The 19804-nt window shown below is 69.3% G+C and carries 19 protein-coding genes and 1 pseudogene; 2 read left to right on the top strand and 18 right to left on the bottom strand.

The window, feature by feature from the left end; translation table 11 throughout:
• Positions 1-304 precede the first annotated feature (304 nt).
• Entirely contained in the window at positions 305-1213 is a 909-nt protein-coding gene (locus AB0M59_RS06435; RefSeq protein ID WP_364609683.1) for an alpha/beta hydrolase, read from the bottom strand.
• Between the two features lie 25 nt (positions 1214-1238).
• Complete coding sequence (locus tag AB0M59_RS06430; protein WP_364609680.1) at positions 1239-2054, bottom strand: IclR family transcriptional regulator; 816 nt, start codon at positions 2052-2054, stop codon at positions 1239-1241.
• Positions 2055-2221: 167 nt separating this feature from the next.
• On the opposite strand from AB0M59_RS06430, the gene AB0M59_RS06425 reads away from it, so the two are divergent.
• The gene (locus AB0M59_RS06425; protein WP_364609677.1) at positions 2222-3052 is read left to right on the top strand and encodes a nitrilase-related carbon-nitrogen hydrolase; all 831 of its coding nucleotides are present in this window, start codon (positions 2222-2224) and stop codon (positions 3050-3052) included.
• Positions 3053-3080: 28 nt separating this feature from the next.
• Complete coding sequence (locus tag AB0M59_RS06420) at positions 3081-3416, top strand: helix-turn-helix domain-containing protein (RefSeq protein WP_364609674.1); 336 nt, start codon at positions 3081-3083, stop codon at positions 3414-3416.
• Positions 3417-3767: 351 nt separating this feature from the next.
• Here AB0M59_RS06420 and AB0M59_RS06415 read toward each other — a convergent pair whose 3' ends face one another.
• From AB0M59_RS06415 to AB0M59_RS06340, 16 genes and pseudogenes are all read right to left on the bottom strand, one after another.
• Positions 3768-4379 carry an NAD(P)H-dependent oxidoreductase gene (locus tag AB0M59_RS06415; protein ID WP_364609671.1) on the bottom strand — a complete coding sequence of 204 codons (612 nt, stop codon included), beginning with the start codon at positions 4377-4379 and terminating at the stop codon, positions 3768-3770.
• A 200-nt stretch (positions 4380-4579) separates the two neighbouring features.
• Positions 4580-4855, bottom strand: coding sequence for a sigma-70 family RNA polymerase sigma factor (locus AB0M59_RS06410; protein ID WP_364609716.1), 276 nt, complete (start codon positions 4853-4855; stop codon positions 4580-4582).
• 53 nt (positions 4856-4908) lie between these two features.
• A pseudogene (locus AB0M59_RS06405) lies at positions 4909-5025 on the bottom strand (RNA polymerase sigma factor SigF); the annotation flags it as partial.
• A gap of 866 nt (positions 5026-5891) precedes the next feature.
• Complete coding sequence (locus tag AB0M59_RS06400) at positions 5892-7013, bottom strand: SAM-dependent methyltransferase (RefSeq protein WP_364609668.1); 1122 nt, start codon at positions 7011-7013, stop codon at positions 5892-5894.
• Complete coding sequence (locus AB0M59_RS06395; RefSeq protein WP_364609665.1) at positions 6979-7281, bottom strand: hypothetical protein; 303 nt, start codon at positions 7279-7281, stop codon at positions 6979-6981. Before AB0M59_RS06395 ends, AB0M59_RS06400 begins: the two co-directional genes overlap by 35 nt.
• Before the next feature lie 389 nt (positions 7282-7670).
• Positions 7671-8624, bottom strand: a complete 954-nt coding sequence (locus tag AB0M59_RS06390) for a DUF3558 family protein (RefSeq protein WP_364609662.1) — start codon at positions 8622-8624, stop codon at positions 7671-7673.
• Positions 8614-9042 (bottom strand): hypothetical protein, encoded by a 429-nt coding sequence (locus AB0M59_RS06385; protein ID WP_364609660.1) that lies wholly within the window; start codon positions 9040-9042, stop codon positions 8614-8616. The genes AB0M59_RS06390 and AB0M59_RS06385 overlap by 11 nt, the downstream gene beginning before the upstream one ends.
• 641 nt (positions 9043-9683) lie before the next feature.
• Entirely contained in the window at positions 9684-11555 is a 1872-nt protein-coding gene (locus AB0M59_RS06380) for a S9 family peptidase (RefSeq protein ID WP_364609657.1), read from the bottom strand.
• Entirely contained in the window at positions 11552-12487 is a 936-nt protein-coding gene (locus tag AB0M59_RS06375; RefSeq protein WP_364609654.1) for a hypothetical protein, read from the bottom strand. The genes AB0M59_RS06380 and AB0M59_RS06375 overlap by 4 nt, the downstream gene beginning before the upstream one ends.
• A 716-nt stretch (positions 12488-13203) precedes the next feature.
• A complete protein-coding gene (locus tag AB0M59_RS06370) occupies positions 13204-14199 on the bottom strand; it encodes a trypsin-like serine protease (RefSeq protein ID WP_364609651.1) in 996 nt (331 codons plus the stop codon).
• Positions 14200-14346: 147 nt separating this feature from the next.
• Positions 14347-15519 (bottom strand): SAM-dependent methyltransferase, encoded by a 1173-nt coding sequence (locus tag AB0M59_RS06365; RefSeq protein ID WP_364609649.1) that lies wholly within the window; start codon positions 15517-15519, stop codon positions 14347-14349.
• Between the two features lie 46 nt (positions 15520-15565).
• On the bottom strand, positions 15566-16798 hold the full coding sequence (locus tag AB0M59_RS06360; protein ID WP_364609646.1) for a cytochrome P450: 1233 nt from the start codon (positions 16796-16798) through the stop codon (positions 15566-15568).
• A complete protein-coding gene (locus AB0M59_RS06355; protein WP_364609713.1) occupies positions 16795-17373 on the bottom strand; it encodes an ATP/GTP-binding protein in 579 nt (192 codons plus the stop codon). The genes AB0M59_RS06360 and AB0M59_RS06355 overlap by 4 nt, the downstream gene beginning before the upstream one ends.
• A gap of 10 nt (positions 17374-17383) precedes the next feature.
• On the bottom strand, positions 17384-17725 hold the full coding sequence (locus tag AB0M59_RS06350; protein ID WP_364609643.1) for a DUF742 domain-containing protein: 342 nt from the start codon (positions 17723-17725) through the stop codon (positions 17384-17386).
• Complete coding sequence (locus AB0M59_RS06345) at positions 17725-18111, bottom strand: roadblock/LC7 domain-containing protein (RefSeq protein ID WP_364609640.1); 387 nt, start codon at positions 18109-18111, stop codon at positions 17725-17727. The genes AB0M59_RS06350 and AB0M59_RS06345 overlap by 1 nt, the downstream gene beginning before the upstream one ends.
• Positions 18108-19451 (bottom strand): ATP-binding protein, encoded by a 1344-nt coding sequence (locus AB0M59_RS06340; protein ID WP_364609637.1) that lies wholly within the window; start codon positions 19449-19451, stop codon positions 18108-18110. Before AB0M59_RS06340 ends, AB0M59_RS06345 begins: the two co-directional genes overlap by 4 nt.
• Positions 19452-19804 lie beyond the last annotated feature (353 nt).

Here is a 19804-nt window from a genome sequence, read left to right as displayed (position 1 = left end):
TCGCAATCCACACCGAACCCGGAGGCCCTCCCTCACGCCAAGATCATCCGATCACGTGTCGCCCCGTACCCAACCTCCGTGGTCAATACACCTAGCCGCCGCCCACAGTGGCCGACACCAGTCAGCCGTCGTCGGCCCGAGGATCTTGGGCGTGTTGCCGACCGCAGCCAGTGCAGCGTCCGCCGCTGAAAGTCGACCAGACGCTGGCCGCGGCGATGAGCTCGCCGGCGGCTTGTTCGCAAGCGTGGTCTCGAGCAGAGCCGGCCAGTTTCCCGCTACGGATTACAGGAAAGCGGCGTGCCTGCTAACCGATGGACACGGAGCTGAACGCGTCGGTGAAGAACTTGTCTACGGTGTCCACGAGGTGCCGGAATGTCGGGTGCCCGTCGAACATCCACTCGGTGTGGCCCGCGCCTTCGATGAGTTCCAGCCACTTCGGCTCGGCCGCATGCTCGTAGAGCGAACGGGCTTCCTCCGGTTTGTGGAGCTCGTTCTCGCTGCCGTGCATCACCAGCAGTGGCCTGGGCGAGATCCGGTGCGCGACGGTCTCGGGGGAGAACCGCAGCAGCATGTCCGCGGATTCGAGGGTGACGCCGGCCCCGAAGCCGGGCGCTTTGTACAGCTCCTCGCCGACGTAACCGTCGGTGCGTCCGTCGAGGTCGAGCCGCACGATGTCCCACGGCGACGTGATCTCCGAGCGGCCGAGCTCCGCGCGCCTGCCGCGGTCGGCCGCGATCCGGTCAAGGAGACTCTGCCACGACTGCTCGTCGTGCATGTTGCGGGTCGAACGGGCGCCGTCGGCGATGCCGTTCACCGCCGCGACCGCGGCCACCCGCGGGTCCTCGGCGGCTTCGGCCACGACCACGCCACCCCCAAGCCCCCAGCCCAGCAACCCGATCCGGTCGACGTCCAGGCCCGGCTCGGCGCTGACTCGATCGACGGCCGCGCGGACGTCCTCGGCCCAGTCTTGAGGCGCGAGGCGCCCCCGCTCGCCCTCGCTGGCGCCGAACCCACGGTAGTCGAACGCAAGCACGGCGTACCCCCGAGGCATCAGCGCGCGGGCGAACCGCTCGGGATGAATGACCTTGAGGCCCTGGAATCCCGACGCGGCGATGATCACTGGGTACAGAGTGCCGTCGCCGCCGTCGGGCAGGTGAAGGTCGGCGTCGAGACGTGCTCGGTTGCTGAAGAAGGGAAGGGGACGGAAAGGCACCTGTTCCTCCATCGGTGAAGCGGTGCTACCGGCGCCGGTCGGTCCGGGCCGGAAGTGGGGACGGGGGTTCCGGGCTGAGCCCGGCCATCGCGCGGGAGACCCGAGCGGCCGCGGCGTGCACCACGCGGCCGACCGTGTCGAGCTGGCGTTCCAGGCGGAACTTGGGTGCGGAGACGTTCAAGGCGGCGCACACGCGGCCGCGGAAGTCACGGATCGGGGCGGCCGCTCCGACCAGCCCCTCCTCGAACTCCTCGTCCGCCAGGGCATACCCGAGGTGGCGAGCCTCCTGCAGACGCGTCAGCAGGTCGTCGACGTCCTTGGGCGCCCGCGGGCCCGCAGGCGCGAACGGGATGTCGGCGAACAACCGGCGCACGTCGTCGTCGGCGTGGTCGAACAGCAGAGCCCGGCCCGCCGATGTGGTGTGCAGCGGCGTGGCCCGGCCCACCCAGCCGGCGGTCTGCACCGCCCGCATCGGGCTCTCGGACAGCACCGTCAGGACGCTGTCGTCGTCGAGCACCGACAGGTGGACCCGCTCGTGGACCGCGGTGACCAGCCGCCGCAGCACGGCCGGAGCTTCCGCGAGCAGGCGCTGCTGGCCGACGTTCACCGCCATGGTGAACATTCGCCAGCCCAGGCGGTAGCCGAGCGTGTCGGGATCCCGCTCGACGAGGCCGGTGTCCTCGAGCACTCGCAACGCCCGGGAGACCTGGGTCTTCTCCCGGCCGACCCGCCTGGCGATCTCGACTACACCGAGGCTGCCGCGTTCGGCGACCTCGGCCGAGCCGAGAACCTGCAGGATCGCGGCCGCCCGGTGAACGCTGGACGAACCCTCCGTTGCCATGGCCGGAAGCGTGAACCCGCCGTGAACTGAGCGCAACATCGGTTGTCACTCGAGCAACTATCGCAGTCCGGGGTGCGTCATCAGCAACACCGCTCCCGATGCGGTGCCTCGTGCTGCACACTGCGGGACACCCGGAGGCGGCCCTGGCGGAGGAGAGGATGTGCACCGTGCGGATCGCGTTGGCGCAGGTGGACTGCGTGCTCGGTGACGTGGACGGCAACTTCACGGCGACCCGCCGGGTCGTGCGTGTGGCAGCCGAGCAGGGAGCGGACCTGGTCGTGTTTCCCGAGCTGAGCCTGCACGGCTACGCGCTCGGCAAACTCGACGACGACACCTCTTTCGCCGCGAACGACGAGCGTCTCGCCGAGCTAGCGCGATACGGACCGGATGTCCTCGTCGGCTTTCACGAGGACGGAAAGCTCCGCCGGTTCAACTCGGCTGCCTACCTCGCCGGAGGCGCCCAGACGCACCTGCACCGCAAGCTATACCTGCCGAACTACCTGCAATGGGAGGAACGCAAGCACGCCAGCCCCGGTGCGGCACTGCGCGCGTTCGACACCCGGCACGCCCGGATGGCGACGCTGATTTGCAACGATGCCTGGCAGCCGATGCTGCCCTGGCTCGCCGCCCAGGACGGCGCCGAGATCCTCCTCGTGCCGACCAACAGCGCCGCCGGCCTGGCGCCCGGTGCCGTCGACACCATCGAGTACTGGCGGGACCTGTTGCTGTTCATCGCCCGCATGCAGCAGTGCTGGGTGGTATTCGTCAACCGCGTCGGCGACGAAGCCGGTGTGTCGTTCTGGGGCGGTTCCCGGGTGCTCGATCCGTGGGGTGGAGTCGTCGCCGAGGCGCCGCAATGGGAACCGGCGGTCACGATGGTCGACATCGACGTGTGCGCTACGCGTCGCCGACGCCGGGAAATGCCGCTGCTGCAGGAAGCTCGCTTCGGGTTGCTATCCCGGGAGATCGACCGGCTGCTGCAGGAGAGCTCGGACTGAGCATCGCCCGAGGGGGCAACATGGTTGCGTGAGTGGCCATCCGCGAATCCGCGTGGCAGGGTGTTCGACCTACCTGCGCATGCGCCGTTGTCAGCACCGGCCGCTGCGCCGAGGAACGGAACGTGGTCGCCGGCTACGCGCCGAGCTCGCCCTGATCCTGAGCCAGGCCAGCCCGGCCGACCTGCTCGCCGTGCGGCGCTCCTCGGTCAGCGAGGTCGGAGGCGCCTTGGCCGAGGCAGGCTGCATCCACTGCAGCCGCGGCATCATCACCGTGATTGACCGGGATCGGCTCGAAGCCAATGCCTGTGCCTGCTACCGCGTCATCCGCGACGCCACCGACGCCGCTCTGCCACCACGACGGTGATACCCGCTGAGCTCCCTCCGGTTCATCTGACCTGTAGCAGGCATTGCAACGCCTGCGCGCCCCAGGACTTCTCGGGCTTCACCAACTGGCCGATCACGGAAGCCGGGCCAGGACCAGAATGTCAAGAAACGTGGGCACCGAATTGAGTGTTCTCCAATCCGAGCAGCGCTGCCCTGTTACGTATCCGGTGGCGTACCGATCGCGTTTAGGGACGCTGACGGCTGGGCCCCGACGGCCAGCCGGCGTCTCGAACGCATCGGGCTGGGGTCGGTGCTCACGACCACCTAGGCCGGGGAAGCGGGTGTCGCCGCCTTCATGAGCTGACCGTGAACGCACGAGTATGTCGCCCGGTCAGACGACGGGGTACTGGGCGTCCTTCAGCAGTCGGGCGAGGTGGACGGCGTTGCGCACGAGGGTGGCGTTTGCCGAGGCGACCGCTTTTGGTGTTTCGTCCAGGTTGGTGTAGTCGCCGCCCTGCATGGCCTCGCCGTTCCAGTAAGTGCCGCCCTGGGCCGGGACCGAGAAACCCGTATCGTTGAGGGCCTGGAACAGGTCGGCGATGATCTTGTGGGCGCCGTCCTCGTTGCCGACCGCCGCGGCAACGGCGACCTTGCCGAACATCGCCGGGCGGCCTTCGTCGTCATTTTCGGACAATTCGGCGTCGAGGCGCTCCAGCACCCGCTGGGCGACGCTGGACATGTGACCGACCCAGGTCGGTGTGGCGATCAGCAGGATGTCCGCGCCGGCGATCTTCCGCCGGATCTCCGGCCACTCGTCGCCCTCACCCATGTCCGCTTCGACGCCGGGCCGCACGTCGTGGTCGACGACGCGCAGCACCTCGCCGGTGACGTTTCGTTCGGCGAACAGGTCCAGCAGCTGCCGGGTGATCAGGTCGCTGCTGGACTTCGCCGGGGACGGCTTGAGTGTGCAGACGAGCGCGAGTGCACGCACCGTGTCGGCCATTGATACCTCCGTAGCCGAAACTTCGCGGGTTCCCGCCCCGCGACGGTTGAACCGGGTCTTCGGAGTGAACCTTTTGGCAGCGGCGCGGCGAATGTGGCGACCGCACCGAACCCAGCACGAACCGAAGCTGTCCACTTCGCTACCGAACTGCAGGTCGAGCGGGCAGATCGCCGCCGTCGAGGTAGCCGTCCGGTGTGCGATCAGACGACGTGGTGGCGCAGCTGTTCGAGCGTGCTCCTCAGCAGGCGTGAGACGTGCATCTGAGGCACGCCAATCTTGGCTGCGATCTGACTCTGCGTCAGCTCGTCCACAAACCGCCTCGTGACGATGTCGCGTTGGCGCGGCGGGAGTTGGGCCAACGCGGCGTGGAGCATGAGCCGGTTGTCCGATTTCGTGTATTCGGAGGTGTCGTCGGCGAGTTGGTCGGCGACCGTGAGGGCGTCGTACCCGCGCCGAGCGGGGCGTCCGGTGAGGATGCGCGGTAGGCGTCGGCGGCAAGCAGTCCTTCCTGGATCGTTTGGACGTCTAGCTGGAGGTGAGCGGCAAGTTTGCTGGGCGTGGGTGAGCGGCCCAGGTCGTGAGCCAGGATGCCGGCGGCCTTGGACAGGTGTCTGCTGCAGGTCTTTGAGGCTCCGGGTACGCGCATCGACCAGGCGGTGTCGCGGAAGTGCCGCCGGACCTCGCCCATGATGGTCGGGACGGCGGGCCGCCGCCACCCGCAGCGCGATCGGGAACCGCCCGCACAGCTGCGCCAGTTCGGCCAGCGCGGCCAGCTCGTCCCCGGCTCGGCGCTCGCCGACGAGCTCGGTCAGCAGTGTCATCGTGTCGGCCTGCGCCAGCGGGGGAACTTCCACCAGCTGTGCGCCGTCGATGACCAATCCGTCCAGTCGTAACCGGCTGGTCACGACCACCACGCTGCGGGTCGAGGTGGCGATCAACGGCTGGACTTGCTCGGCGGAGGCGGCGTTGTCCAGCAACACCACCATCAGCAGCTGCCGTCCCGCGGTGATCGTCCGATACAGGCTCACCCGGTTCGGCCAGAGTGGCCGGCACCTGATCCGGCTCGACGCCCAGGGCGCGCAGGAACCGGCCGAGCGCGTCGACCGCTGCCACGGTGGTGTCGGGGGAGAAGCCGCGCAGATCTACATAGAGCTGGCCGTCGGGGAAGCGGTCGCGTGCGCGCTCGCCCACTTCACCGCCAGCGCCGTTTCCCCTATCCCGCCGGGGCCGATCGCGACCGCCCCGCTCGCCCCTGACCCCGCCTCACGTGTAGTCGGCGTCACCAGTGCGTCCAAGCCGGCGAACTGGTCGAAGCGGTTGATGAAATACGTGGCGACAGCGGGCAGCTGGCGAGGGCCGGTGGGCCGTGGATCCGTCGCTCGCGCCAGAGGGAGCTGTGCGCCCAACGGCGTGCCGCGGTCTTGGCGCTCTCCGCGGTGGCCTGGCTAGCGTCGCGGTCGGGTCGGGCCAGCTCGGTGGCCGAGGCTGCGTCGCCGGGCCTACTTGCGTCGCTCATCGCGCCTCCGCACCCGCGACCCGGACGCCGGCCGAGGTCGAGCGTCGCGGTCTGGCTCTGCGCACTCCAGCCACGGCGGCAAGGCACAGGGATTCGACGGGACGGACCTCGCGTGCGGGATGGGGGTTGTGCCAGGCCGAGGTGTAGGTGATGCCGGGCTGGACGAGCTTGAGGCCGGCGAGAAGGTCTCGTAGCTGTCCGGTGGTGCGCAGGTGACGCGGCGGGCGGTGTGCGGTCCTGCCGTAGGTGCAGCAGAGCAGCCGCCGTTGCTCGGCCAAAGCGGCGTCCGCGGCGTCCGCGGCGTCACCGGTGTCGAGGCCGTCGACGGTTGCGTGGGTGGCGATCACCAGGCTGCCTGGTGGCAGCCGCTCGGTGTAGCACTGCAACGCAGCGGCGGCGTCGCCAGTATCGGCGATCGTCTCCAGGACACCGGTCAGCACCAAGCACACCGGGCTGCCGTCGCGGAGCAGTGCGCGGACGGCCTCGGCGAAGAGGATCGTCCCCGGTTCCAGGAAGTCCCCCTGCACGGTCGCGCTCTGAGCCAGATCCGGCACGAACAGGTTCAGGCGCGCCGAAACGTACTCCTCGGGCTCGGCGTACACCACCATGCCGTGGGGATGCGAGAGGACATCGTCGTGCACCGGCCGGGCGAACGGCAATCCGGCGCCGATGACGAGGAATCGGTGGATGCGCCGCCTCCGTTTCGCGAAGCGGATAGCCCGGCCCAGGAAGTCGCGCTCGTCGCGGTATGCCTGTTGCAGGCACGGCACGAGGCGTGTCGCGTTGATGCACCAGTTCCGCTCGAGCGCGAAGGACTGATCGCCTCCCAGGTAGAAGTCTCTGATCCGGGCCGGATTCGGGTTCATCAGGTCCAGCGGCGGCGGCTTCCACTGGTGCGCCGCGATTTTCAACGCTGTGTCCGAGATCGACGGACGGGTCGTGGACGATGCGCTGAAGCCGGGCGTCCGCGCAAGCTGCGGGGCAGAGGAGGAATCGGCGGACAGAAAAGGCAACGGCATGGGGTCAAACTTCCTGCCTGACAGGCGGTGCGACGTTCGGTGGTCGTCGAGGACTGGGACGAGCTCATGCGCGCAACCTGGCGAGGATGCCTTCGACAAGGTTTCTCGCTCTGACGCACGAGGTCTGAATGGGTTCTGCGGTCGGGCCGTTGACCAAGACGCCGAGTCTCTGGTGTGGGGCGAGGTCGACGACACTGTGGCACGAGGTGAAGCTGCCGTCGTTGCCGGTGCTGAGGATCCACTGCCCGGCGGGATAGCCGGCCATGGATGTCGGGTTGAGGGTGGCGTTGATCCCGGTGAGAAGGGGCGGGGGTCGGGATGCCGGGTAAAGACCGATCTCGACCACGCCGGTCAGCGGCGGCACCACCGTCGCCGAGACCGTGGAGGTGCTGCGTGACCGGGTCGTGCTCGATCACCACGATCCGTGCCCGCCCTTCGTCGAGGCTCGCCAGGGTGCAGTGGCTGGACCAGAGCGGGAACCCGCCGGTGCCCAGGATCAGAAACCCCCCGATGTGCCAGTCCAGCATCATCCGGGCTGCGTCGCAGTCCCAGTCGGCTGCCGCAACCGCCAGCAGCGACAGGTAAGGGTGGGCAGTGACGATGTCGGCGGCGAAGTTAGGTCGACGGCGGAGTTGAGGCTGCCGCCGAGCAGGCAGTCGCCGACCGCGTTCCGGCGAGGGCACTCGAGGTCGATGCCCACCCGCCGGGCATCGGGTGTCTGGATGGTCTTGTGGGAGGAGGGGCAGCGAGGCGCGGTCACGGGCGACCCTTCGCGCGCAGGGTGGTGATCACGAGGTCGCAGATCTGCTGGAGCGGTTCTCCACAGGGGTCGACGTTGCCGCGTTTGCTGTCGCCGAGGTGCAGGCTGATGTTGACGGCGTAGGTGTCGGCGAGCCCGATGCTGGCCTGGCAGAACTCCCTTGGCGGTGTCTGCCCCCGGGCGCCGGTGTGTGCGACGGCGGGGAACCCCTGCACTGGCGGCAGGGGCCGCCAGATCACCGACTTCGGCTGCGTGTTGGCGTAGACGCTGCTGAGGCCGGTGTGGGTGTTGAGGTCATACGAAACGCCGACGGCGCCGCCGGTGCTGTGGTTGGTCCAGGCACATGCCGGCCCGACCTGGGGCAGGTCTTCGCGTTCGCCGGAAACGAGGACGCCGATGGCGGCCTCGACCTGGTCGGGGGTGGACGCTTCAGTGCCGGGATCGCCGTCGAGCACTGTCTGTGGAAGGGGATTGGTGACGGCGGGCGCGCCGCCGAACGGCACGGACGACGAACTTGCGGGTTCAGCCGGACCGGCGCTCAGGACGGTGTACGACACGCGGGTCGGTGATACGCACGCCGCGCACGCCAGGACAACGGCGGCGGCGCCGAACCGCGTGACCGCGTGTGGCGTATCGCTCGGCGATGATGCGGCGTGGGCGGTAGATCCCGAGGTTGCGGTGCGGGTCATGTGCGAGTCCCCGGAGGTGTTGGGCATGAGCGGACCGTTCGAGGCGGGTCGCATCGACTCGGTGGGGGCGGGCGAGGTGTGAACGGGTGTGGTGGTGTCGAACGTCCCGGATGGGCGGCCCGGGTTGCCGGCGAAGATCGCCATGAGGGCCAGTACCCAGAGCAGGCCGCAGCCGCCAAGCCCAGCCAGCACGCGCAGGACGGTTTTCACTGGATCGTGGGGGCGTCGCGGAGTCGTGGGATACCACTTCTCATCGGTCACCGCAGATCACCTCCCGGGACCGGCGGGGGACGGCGGGTTGGTGATCGCCCAAGGTCGCCGCGTCGAGGCGCGCTGCTTCCCGGTAGAGATGGGCGGCGATCCGTCCGTAAATGTGGGCCCACGACCGCACGTCCCCGGCCAACGGGCCCGGCATTTGCTGTGTGGGTGGGGTTTTCGCGACCTGCGTTTCCAGCAGTGCCAACGTGATCCGCAGCCGACGGAGGATCCCGTTGAGCTCGGTGGCCGCCTCGGACGGGGTGTGACCGGTGTCGTGCCAGCGCACGTAGAACTGCGCGCCGGAGGCCAAGGCCTGGAACGCGGCATGTTCGTGGGCGAAGATCGCCTCTTCGGCGCTCGCCTCGCAGGCGGTGACGTCGGTGATCGCGGTGCTGCAGGGGCACGAGACGCTAGTAGTCACGAGTCTGCTCCTGGTCGTCTCGGGACCTGGTGGCAGTGGTGGGAGTTGTCGCGGGGCAGAGGGACCGGCTGTGGGGGTAGGTCCGGGTGCGCGGCGGCCGGAGTGCGACGCCACACGACAGCGCGGCCTCCTGCATCCGGCGATAGCTGGAGGCGGACGACTCGGCTCCGTCTTCGATCGTCGTGGCGGCCTCGGACCGGCGGCCTACTCTGGTCGCTTCCTCGGGGGTCACGACCGCGTCCCGTGCTGCGCTGTCGTAGGGTTCGGCGTCTCGCTGCCGCAGTGGGACTCTTCGTGCCGCAACATGTTCCGCGTCCTGGGGTAGTTGGGGCCCCTGCGGTCGGTCAGCTGCCGGATCGACGCGCCGTGACGCCGCGTCCGAAAGCGACTGACGAGCCGTCGAGGGCGTGCTGAGGCCGGGCGACGGTGGATGGTCTGGGGCGGCTGAGGAACCAGTGGGCGGCGGAGGGTGCGGCATGGGACGGAACTTCCTGCGTGGCGGGGAGTCGGTGCGATGACCGGTGGCCGACGGGTGGGCCAGGCGGATCGCGGCCGTGGTGCGATAGGCGGCGTCGGAGGCGTGAGCGGGCAGCGCATACAGTGCCGTGTCGATCGGGGCCTGTATGCGCCGCCCGCGGGGGCTAAACGAGCTCCGGTTCGTACTGGCCGCCGAGGTGGTCGGCCAGGAACCGCTCTGCCGCCGCGTAGAAGGTCAGCCGGTTTTCGGGTTTCTCCAGCCCGTGGCCTTCGTCGTCGAATAGCAAGTACTCGGGCGGTACTCCGTTGTCCCGCAGAGCTGCGACGATCTGGTCGCTCTCGGCTTGCCGGACCCGGGGGTCGTTGGCTCCCTGGGCGATCAGCAGGGGAATCTTCATGTTCTCGGCGTGCCAGAGCGGCGAGCGTGACCGAAGGAAGTCGGGTTCGGTGTCCGGGTTGCCCACCGACGCGTACAGCAGGGCGATTATCGGGGTCAAGTAGGGCGGTACGGCCCGCAGGAGCGTCTCGAGGTTGGTCGGCGCGCACAGGGCGATGGCGCAGCGAAACAGGTCGGGCGTGAATGCCGCGCCGGCCAGAGCCGCGTATCCACCGTAGGAACCGCCGTAGATTCCGATCTTGTCCGGGTCGGCGTACCCGGCCTGGACCGCCCACGCGACGGCGTCCACGAGGTCGTCCTGCATCTTGCCTCCCCATTCGCGGTTGCCGGCGGCGGTGAACGCCTTGCCGTAGCCGGTCGAGCCGCGGAAGTTCACCTGGATGCAGAGGTAGCCGCGGTCGGCCAGCCACTGCGCTTCCGGGTTCAGCCGCCACGTGTCCCGCATCGGCGGCCCGCCGTGCACGAGGAGCACGGTGGGCAGCTTCTCGGCGGACCCGGCCGGGACTGTCAGGTATCCGTGGATCTCCAAGCCGTCGCGAGCGGTGAAGGAGAACGGCTCGACGCGCGAGAGCTTGTCGGCGAGCCGGGGACGGTCGTGGAACAGGAACGTTGTTTGCCCGGTGATCCGGTCGTAGACGTAGGTGGCGGTGGGGCCGTCGGCGTGGACGTAGGAGACGATCCATGTGGCGTTGGCGCGGTCGGCGGAGACCACGTGCAAGTCTCCGTCATCGACGGCGGCCAGCCGGTCGAGGTCGCGCCGGATCTCCGGGGACATGGCGTGGGTGTGCAGGCGTTCACGCTGGAACGACACCATCAGCGGCTGCTTCGTCGATGCATCGGTCACGACCGAATGGACGTCGTAGTTCGGATCTTCCGCGACCACCTCCAGCTCGCCGGTGTCACCGTCGATCCAGACCAGCCGCGTGGCGTTGACGCCTGCAGAGGTCTTCACGAGCAGCCGGCGATCATCGCTGTCGAACTCCACCGGCTCGGTGCTCAGAGCGTCGGGCTGGTCGACCGTCAGCACGGCGTGCCACTCGCCGTCGACCTCACGCACCATGATCGTCCGGCCGCCATCCTCGCTGGAGCTGACGCCGGCCCGCACGTACTGCTGGCTGTCGGCCACGAAACCGATGAACCCGGGGTTGTCGAGAACCTTGGTCAACTCCCCGGTCGCCAAGTCCACTTCGTAGACATCGTGCAGACGGGGGTCAGTCAGGTTGAGTCCGATCAGCACTCGGCCGACGTTCGGAGCGTCCTGGTCGAACAACACTGCTTTTACGCCGTCGAACGGTGTCAGGTCTCGGACGGCGCTGCCGTGCACGGAAACGTCGTAGAGGCGCGAGTTTTCGTCCCCGCCCTCATCACGCAAGTAGAGGAGGCGTTCACTGCTCGGCGCCCACTTGTACTCCCGGATGCCGCGGTCGCGGTCGGCGGTGACCGGCCGGGCGTCACCGCCGTCGATGCGGCGCACCCACACGTTGAGCACGCCCCGGTGTGGGGCGACCCATGCCAACCATTGGCCATCGGGCGAGATCGATGGTTTGGTGTGCTCGGGATTGCCGAACAGCTCGACGCGCGGAATGAGCGAGATTGCTTTTCCTGCGGCGATTTCCGGGTTCGTGGTCGTACTGGTCACGCGAGGAGTTCTCCTATCTTGGTCGGATACTGAAGTTCGTCTCTGGCCCAGTCCTGCTCGCCTACGTCATCGATCCGCGGTTCGCTCGGCGTTGACGAACGTGATGCCTGCGGTGGTCTCGAAGACTCGCGGTGGGCGTTGAGGTCGACGACGATGGCCGGGCTGGGGTCGTGTCGTCGCCGATGCTGGGGCCGCGGCTGATGAGACCCCGGACAAGCGGCAGCGTCTGAGTTCCGGGCTCGGGCAGGATCACCGCAGGCCCCGGAGTAGCCGCTACCCAAGTCCGCCGGCTTATCGGCGTTTGCGTCGCAGAACTCGTCGGGCCTGATCCCGCCGCCCAGTCCGGCATGGCGCGAGACGGTGTGGGTGTTGATCTGGGTGAACATCCCGGATCCGCGGTGGCCGTCCGGCCAACCGAGGCAGCTCACGGCGGTGCCGTCGGGGGCCGGGCCGGCCTGCAGCCGAGCGGGGTCGACCTCGGTCGGTTCGGCCAACCGTAACAGCGCCAAATCGGCATAGGGCTTGCGACGGTCGGCGCGGGGGCCGGGGATGACGAGCAGGGGACGGTAGTTGTTCTCGACCCGGTCGCGGTTCTCGTGGCGGTGCCGGTGCTCAGCCGAGGGATGCCGACGCAAACGTGGGAGGTCTTCTCGGCGGTCGGGGGTTCTCCGGTTTCGGGACGGTCGAAGGCTGCGCAGAACAGGTGCGCGCAGGTGAGTACCCAGTCCGGGGGCGATGACGACGCCGACGCCGGCGAAGTAACCACGCCGGTCGCCGCCGTCATAGTGGACGCTGGCGATCCAGGGGGCGTCGATCGGGGTGTCCGCGGTGTGGGGCGGGGTGTCGAGTGTCGCCAGTGCCTGCTGGTACGCCAGCCGGGGACCGGCCAGCATCATCTTCTGCAGGGTGCCTTGGAGTGATCGGGTCAGCACGTACTGGTGTCCTTGCTGCGCTTGAGAGAGAAGTTCGGAAAGGGATGGGGTCACGTGTCGGCGTGCGACCGTCGGCTGGCTTCTGGTGCGGCGACAGCTCGGGTATGGACGCGTTCCCGTGTTGTCGGGGGCTGTGCCGTGTCAGGGTGTCCAGCTCAGGAGCGTGGCCAGTAGAAGAGCAGCGTTGGCGGTCACGAGGTCGCTGTCCCGACTCCGTGTGGCAGGCGTACCGATGCTGCGAAGCCGTGCGGTCAGCCTCGTTGCGGTGTGGGCCGTTGCAGCCGCGGTGATGTCGGTGGCGTCGACAGCTGCAGGCGTGGGCACGAGCGGTTCTCCTTGAGCGGTTCATGGTTCTCACGTGGCAGTCCGCCGAGGCGGCCTTGAGATTGGTCTTGTTCGGGATCTGTCGGCTTGGTGGTCGGCGGTCGCGGTCCTGCTCGGCTCGCGCCGCGCACCAGAAGGCCGGTGTGCCGGGCTGGGGCACGAGAGGTGACCGCCGCCCGCGGCGGCCGGGTGGGCCTTGGCGACCAGTGCGGTCGAGCTGGCGCGGGCCGCTGTGACCTGGGGCCGGTAGACGGCACGGTCATGCATGCGTTGCATTCTCCGGGCGAGTCGGCTCGTGTTGTTGCGTGTGCTGGCGGATGTCGCGGCCCGGTGTGGCCGCTGGGGTGTCGGATCTGTGGGCGGCCACACCGGCACTGTGGGTCAGTGCGGAATCAGCTGGCCGGCGTCGTGGCCGCTGCCAGGTGGGTGGTGGCCTTGGGGCGGCCGGGCAGCAGCTGACGGACGTGCTTTCTGATCCACGCCGTGAAGGCGGAGATGTTGTTGTAGATGGTCGGTGAGGCGCCGCAGTACGGGGTTGCGCCGCGGGAGACGGTCCCCATCAGGGACCAGGTCGTTCCCTGGTGTTGCAGCAGCCCGGAGCCGGAGTCACCGGTGCAGGCACCGCCGCCGGTGGGCGGGACGCCGCCGCAGAGTTCGCCGGTGCCGATTCCGCCCGGCGCGCAATTCTTGGCGGCCAGCAGCGGGATGTTGATCTGGGACAGATCGGCGGGGGCGGGACTGGTCCAGGTTGTGGGGTCGACGTTGCGGGTGCCCCAGCCGATCGACAGCGCCGGCAGCCAGGGCTGGGCGGCGGCGATGCGGGCGGGGCGGATGCCGTCGAGGTGGCCATCGAGGCGGATCAGGGCGATGTCCCAGACCCGGCCCTCGGCGTCGGGGTATCCCCACTTCCAGTCCGGCGGGACGTCGATCTTTGTGCCGTGGCGGACGAGGCCGCCCTGCAGGCGGTTAGTCGAGCCGAACCGGGCGTGGTAGATGGACGGATCGGTGCGGTCGATGTTCGGGTCGCCCGCGGCGGCACGAAGGGACTCGAATCGGGCCTTGACCTCGGCGGGCATCCGCGCCTGCTCAGACTGCGGCGGCGGGTTGCTAAGACAGTGCCCTTGCGTGACAGCCACCGAGGCTGGGTCGCCCGTCTCGGTGTAACCCTCGTCCAGGAATGTGAGGCCGCAGGTGTGCCAGTTCGGGTCGTCGTGGTCGAGCAGCTGGAGGGAGCCGGCGCCGGCGTAGGCCACGGGTGCCGGGTCGCCGCCGACGATCTGCGGGGACCCGGTGTCGGTCGGCGGTGGTGGGGCGGCGGCCGCGGCGGAGACGCCGACCAGCATCGGCAGCACTGCCAGGGCTACTGCGACTGTCTTTGTGAAACGCACGAGCAGAAATGTCCTTTCGCGGTAACGAGTTTGACGCGGTTGCGGGTATGCGACACGTCGGATTCGATGTGGTGCCTGACCGCGCACGAGGATGGCCGTGCGCGGCCGGGCATCCACGGGATCCCGCACACCACAGAGGCTGAGTTCTTAACCGTGTGGGTGCGCGAGAAATTGACTGGCCACCCCCGGTGACCGGTCGAGTCCGGGCCCGGTGCCACCATGCAGGTAACCCGAGTTTCGTGGCGACATCGGTTCCGGACCCCTGGCTGCCCGCGAGGTCGGGATACGGGCGGTCAGGGAGTCAGTGGTTGCGAGCCACGGGGGCTCGGGTAGGTCGTTGTCCGGTCCTGGTTTCTGGGTGAGGACCGCGGCGGTGAAGTGTCCGCACACCGGTGAGCCGGCGGGCGGCCCGTCGGGGTACCAGGTGAACGCGGGGACGATCCCGGGTGGCAGCACGCTGGTGCCCTGGATCATCGCGTGGATCTCGGCGTGGGTGGCGAGGCTGCCGGTGCCAAGACCGTGTTCCTGCAGCGCCTGCAGCGCCGCTTCGAACTCGCGTGCCTGGGCGGCGAGGTCGGGGTTCTCGGGCTGGAACAGGTGGGTCATGGCCAGGAACCCGCCCGCGGGAAGCCGCGCGAGATGCTCGTGCACCACGCGAGCGGCGTCGGCGCGGTCGCCGCCGTAGAACGACATCACCCCGCCGCCCAGCAGCAACGCCACACGGTCGAAGTCGGGACAGATCAGGCCGGGGTTCTCGCTGCCGGCGTTGTAGAGGGTGTCCCACATCGTGGCCGGGTCCCACGGATCGGCCTCGACCACGTGGATGCCGTCGTCGGCATCGGCGATGGTGCGCAGGTGCGCCAGTGTCAGCGGGTCGCGTTCGACATAGATCACCGTCGCGCGCTCCGTGCGCTGCCAGCGGTTGCGGGCGATCTCCTCGCTGAGACGGACCTGGGAGTGCAGGTCGTCGTCACCGGCGATGTGCGGCAGGCCCGCGCCGGCGACCACGATGCTGCTGACGCGCTGGTGGCCGGCAAGGTAGGTGGCTGCGCGGTCGAGGAAGGCGCGCTCGGACCGGAACACGAAGCCTGCGTTCTCCACCTGCGCGTTGAGCCGGTGGGCGGCGGCGCGTTCGTTGTCATGGGCGAATTTGGCGCAGGGCTTGTACCGGCGGTCGCTGTTTTTGGCTTCGCGGAAGGCGTCGTAGAGGTAGGCGAGGTTGATCCGCGCCTGATCGACTCCGCACGGGCGCCACCACCATGGCGCGTCGTCCGCGCGTTGGTGGGGTGGAGCGGGGTGTGCGGTTGTGGTGTGGGTCATCGGTGTAGTCACGCCTCGGTGAAGTGCAGGAGGGAATCGGACGTCGCTAGCTGCGGGTGCGGGTCGCGGTGACGGGCAGGTGGGCGGGGCCGCGGGTCCAGGGCGAGGGGTGCAGCGGCACCGCGTCGGCGGGGATGTCCAGGTGGGCGTCGGGCAGGCGGTGCAGGACGGTCTCGACGGCGGTGCGGACGATCAGGCGGCTGACCCGCTGCGCGGGGCAGGCGTGCGGTCCGACGCCGAAAGCAAGGTGCGCGCGGTTAGCGCTGTCGAGGCGGTCCTGTCCACCGGCCCAGGGGTCGGTGTTGGCAGCGGCCAGTCCGAGGATGAGCGCGTCGCCGCGGGCGATGCGCCGGCCGGCGAGGACGGTGTCGCTGGTGGCCCAGCGGGTGGGCTGGTTGGCCATCGGCGGATCGGTCCACAACACGTAATCCAAGGCGTCGTCGATGCCGAGGTGCCCGCCGCGGACTTGGGCGTCGAAGCGGGGATCGGTGAGCATGATCCGAAGCGTCTGCGCGATCCACACCTGGGTGGTTTCCCAGCCCGCTCCCAGCGTCAGCAACATCGAAGCCAGAACCTCGGCGTCGTCGAGGTGGCCGGGGTGGTCGAGGAAGGCGGTGGTGAGGTCGGCGGCCGGGGCCGCGCGGTGCGCGCTGATGACGCCGGTGAGGATGGTTTCCATTTCACCGAACAGGGCCTGGGCGTCCGCGCCGGAGCCGAACAGGGCGATCACGCAGGCCTGCAGCCGCTCGCCGAGGTCCGGGGCGATGCCGAACAGGCCGGCGACGGTGAGCATCGGCACCTGCGCGGCGTAGCTCGCGACCAGGTCGATCGGTCCGTCGGCGGGGAGCCGGTCGATGAGGCGGTTGCAGGTCGCTCGGACGAGGCGGGCCGTGTGCTGCTCGTCGAGCCCGGCCAGGCCGTCGTAGATCGGGGCCCGCAGCCGGCGGTGTTTGGCGCCATCGGAGAAGTACGCGTTGGCGCGGGGAGCCATGATCGGCAGGAGCCCGGAGTCCGGGCCGATGCGGCCCTCTCGCAGCAGGCGCCAGTGGGTGGAGTCGCGGGAGAAGCTCAGATCGTTGCGGGCCAAGGCCCGGATTTCCTGGTAGCCCATGACCAGCCATGCCGGGATTCCGGAGTCCAGTTCGACTGGCGCGACCTGCCCCCAGCACTCGCGCAACTGCCGGTAGGCGGCTTCGGGAACGGGGCATGTTGTGGTTGCCGACAGCGGGGTCAGGCCGGTCAGCTCGTCGAGGCGGCAATCGGTCGAGGGGGTGGTCATCGGATTCGGGCCTCCGCGGCGTCGAGACAGGTCAGGGCATGGCTGACCAGGGTGATCAGGGCGTTGACCGAGGAGCGGTGGTCGAGGGCGTTGCAGTGCAGCAGCACCGCCGCGGGCAGGGCGAGCGCCTGGCGCACCTCGTCGTCGGCGTGACGGGGAGCGCCGGGGAAGTCGTTGATGGCGACCACGTAGGGCAGCCCGGTGGCCTCGAGCTGGTCCAGGACAGCGAAGCTGTCGTCGATGCGGCGCAGGTCGACCAGAACCAGGGCGCCGATCGCGCCTTCGGCCAGGCCGTCCCACAGGGACCAGAACCGTTGCTGGCCGGGGGTGCCGAACAGATACAGCACGGTGTCGCCGAGGGTGACCCGGCCGAAGTCCAACGCGACCGTCGTGGTCGTCTTGTTCTCGACGCCGTGGAGGGAGTCGACTCCGACGCTGGCGACGGTCATTGCCTCTTCGGTGCGCAGCGGCCGGATTTCGCTGACCGTGCCGATCAGGGTTGTCTTGCCGACGCCGAAGGCACCGACCACCAGCAACTTCGCCGTCCCGCCCACGGTGTCGGGCACGTAGCTGATGCTGTCGGTGTCACAGCTTGCGGAGTCCGGCAAGGACCTTCTCCATCAGTTCGCGTTTCGGCCCGGCATCCCGGATGCCGAGCAGTCCTTCGTCGATCAGGTCTGAGGCCAGGACTCGCACCACGCTCACCGGCAGCCCGAGGTGGGTGGCGGTCTCGACCAGGCTCAGTTGCCCCTGGCACAGCCCGAGTAGCTCTCGCTTCTGCGGGGTCGTTCGGTCGGGGACGGGCCGGTGGAGCAGCGCGGACAGCAGGGTCTCCGGCCGCAGGGTGGCTTTCGGCCGGGTGCGGCCGCCGGTGAGCACGTAGGCCGGGACCGGGCCCGGCCAATACCCGTCGTCGGAGTGGGACATCAGGCGCGGGCGGGAGTGCTCAACGTGGACTCGCCGACCTGCTTGATCCGCTCGGCCATGGCGTGGGCGATGAGGCCGGGGTTGATGTCGGCAGCGGTCGCCACGGCCAGACACGTCCGGTCGCCGGCACGGCGGACGAACAGAAAGCCGTCGGCCCACTGGGAGAAGTTCTGCTGGAACGGGCCCGTGAAACCGGCGAAGTCCTCCGCCGCGACTGCGCTGGCCACCAGTGCCGAGGAGACTGCGGCGATCGAGTCGGCTCTGTCCTTATCGATCCCGTCGGTGTGGGTCTCGACGAGACCGTCGCTGGTGATCACCAGGCAGAAGCGGACACCGGGGATCTCGCACAGTTGCGCCAGCATCCACGGGTCCTTCGCGGGCGTCATCGTGGTTCCTCACTGTCGGTCGTAGCGGGCGCGTTGCTGGCCGTCTCCGGCTCAGGGACGGGGAGCGAGCCCTGCACGAAGTCGGCCATGAACGTGCCTTCGGCGGCCGGGTCCGGTGCCGGTGCAGGCTGCGGGGCCGACGAGCTCGCTGAGGTGCCTGCTGGCTGTCGCTGAGGAACTCGGATCGGCAGCCCACCGGGGGTATGCGCGCCTGTGGACGCGGGTGGAGCGAGCCGGGTCTCCAAACCCTCGCGATGCCTCCCTGAGGTGGCCTGCTCCGGCGGCTTCGTTGGGGTCGGCTGTCGCGGCGCCGGAGTCACCGGCAGGTCCCCATCGGAGTCGACCGGCACGAGCATGTGTTGGGGCACCGTCGTTACCGCGCGGACGCCGCCGTTCGCGGTGCTGTCGAGACGCACCAGGAACTCGTGCCGGCGGGCGATGGTTCCCACGACGGCGAGCCCGGTCTGGGGTGGTTCGCCCAGTTCGTGCAGGCCCACGGGGACGTGGCCGGACACGCGGTTCTGGGCCCACGGCAGCCGCTCGGCGTCCAGGCCGTGCCCGTCGTCGTGGACCGTGATCGCCCATCCGGCGTCAACCGCGTCGAAGGTGACGGTGACGGTCGTTGCGGGCGGTGAATACCGTGTGGCGTTGTCCAGCAGCTCGGCGAGTAAGTGGATCAACTGCTCGGCGTGGGTGTTGATCACCGCGATGTCTGGGTTGCTCGCCACCTGGACTCGGGGGTAGTCGACGATCCGGGCGCAGGCGTGTTGGACGACCTTGGACAGCGGCTGCGGCTGCGGCCACTGCCGGCCCGGGTATTTGCCGGCCAGCACGGTCAGGGATTGCGATGCCCGTGCTTGTGTGGCGGCGGCGTGGCTGATGCCGTAGTAGTCGTGCAACGCCGCCGGGTCGTCGGGATAGCGTCGCAGGATCTGATTGGCGAGGTGTTCCATCTTGTTGGCAGTGGTCTGCCAGCGTTGTGCCAGGGACACAAAGGCGCTGACGAGGCCTGCCTCGCGGTCCCGCCTCTCCTCGACGAGCACCCTCACGGCCGCCACTGCCGCGTCCGCGACGTGGTCTCCGGTGGCCTCGGGCCAGAGAGGGGGCTCCGTGCCGCGGTTCACGGCGTCGAGCTGGCCGACGACCGTGTTCAGCGCCACCTCGCGGCTGTGGGCCAGTTGCTCGAGTTCGCGTAGCAGTTCCTCACGGCCCTGGTCGGCCCCGTGGTGCCGGTCCCAGTTGGTGTTGGCCCGTCGTGCGGCATTGGCCAGCGCATCGCCTGCGGTGGCCAAGGCATTGAGGCCGACCGTCCGGAGCCGTGCGGGGGTGTGATGGGTCATGGGTGATCTAGTCCCGACTGTCCTAATGGGGGAACCTGCGGTAGGCGTGACGACGTCGTCGCCGTCCCGCCCGACGGCTTTCCACGTTGCGGCGGCCCGGCCAGGCGCGACTCGATCGCTGCTGAGCTGCGCGCGAAGGGGGGAGGTGGGGTGGCACAGCCGCGCGGCGGTGGCTCGCGGGCTGTTGAGGGCGGGGGGTAACCACCCCACCTCCGGTCCGGCTTGGAGGCAAGCCGGACACCGTGGACGCCGCGCCAAGGGAAAGGTGGCCGCATCCACCGGTCGCGCGAGCGCGGACCCCGCGCCGGCCGCCACGCGAACCACGCGTCGACGCCCGACGTCGCCACGTCCAC

It is taken from the genome of Amycolatopsis sp. NPDC051371, from assembly GCF_040682155.1.
Classification (GTDB): Bacteria; Actinomycetota; Actinomycetes; order Mycobacteriales; family Pseudonocardiaceae; genus Amycolatopsis.
Note: the sequence above shows the minus strand (reverse complement) of the source record. Positions and strands in the feature narration are given on the sequence as shown.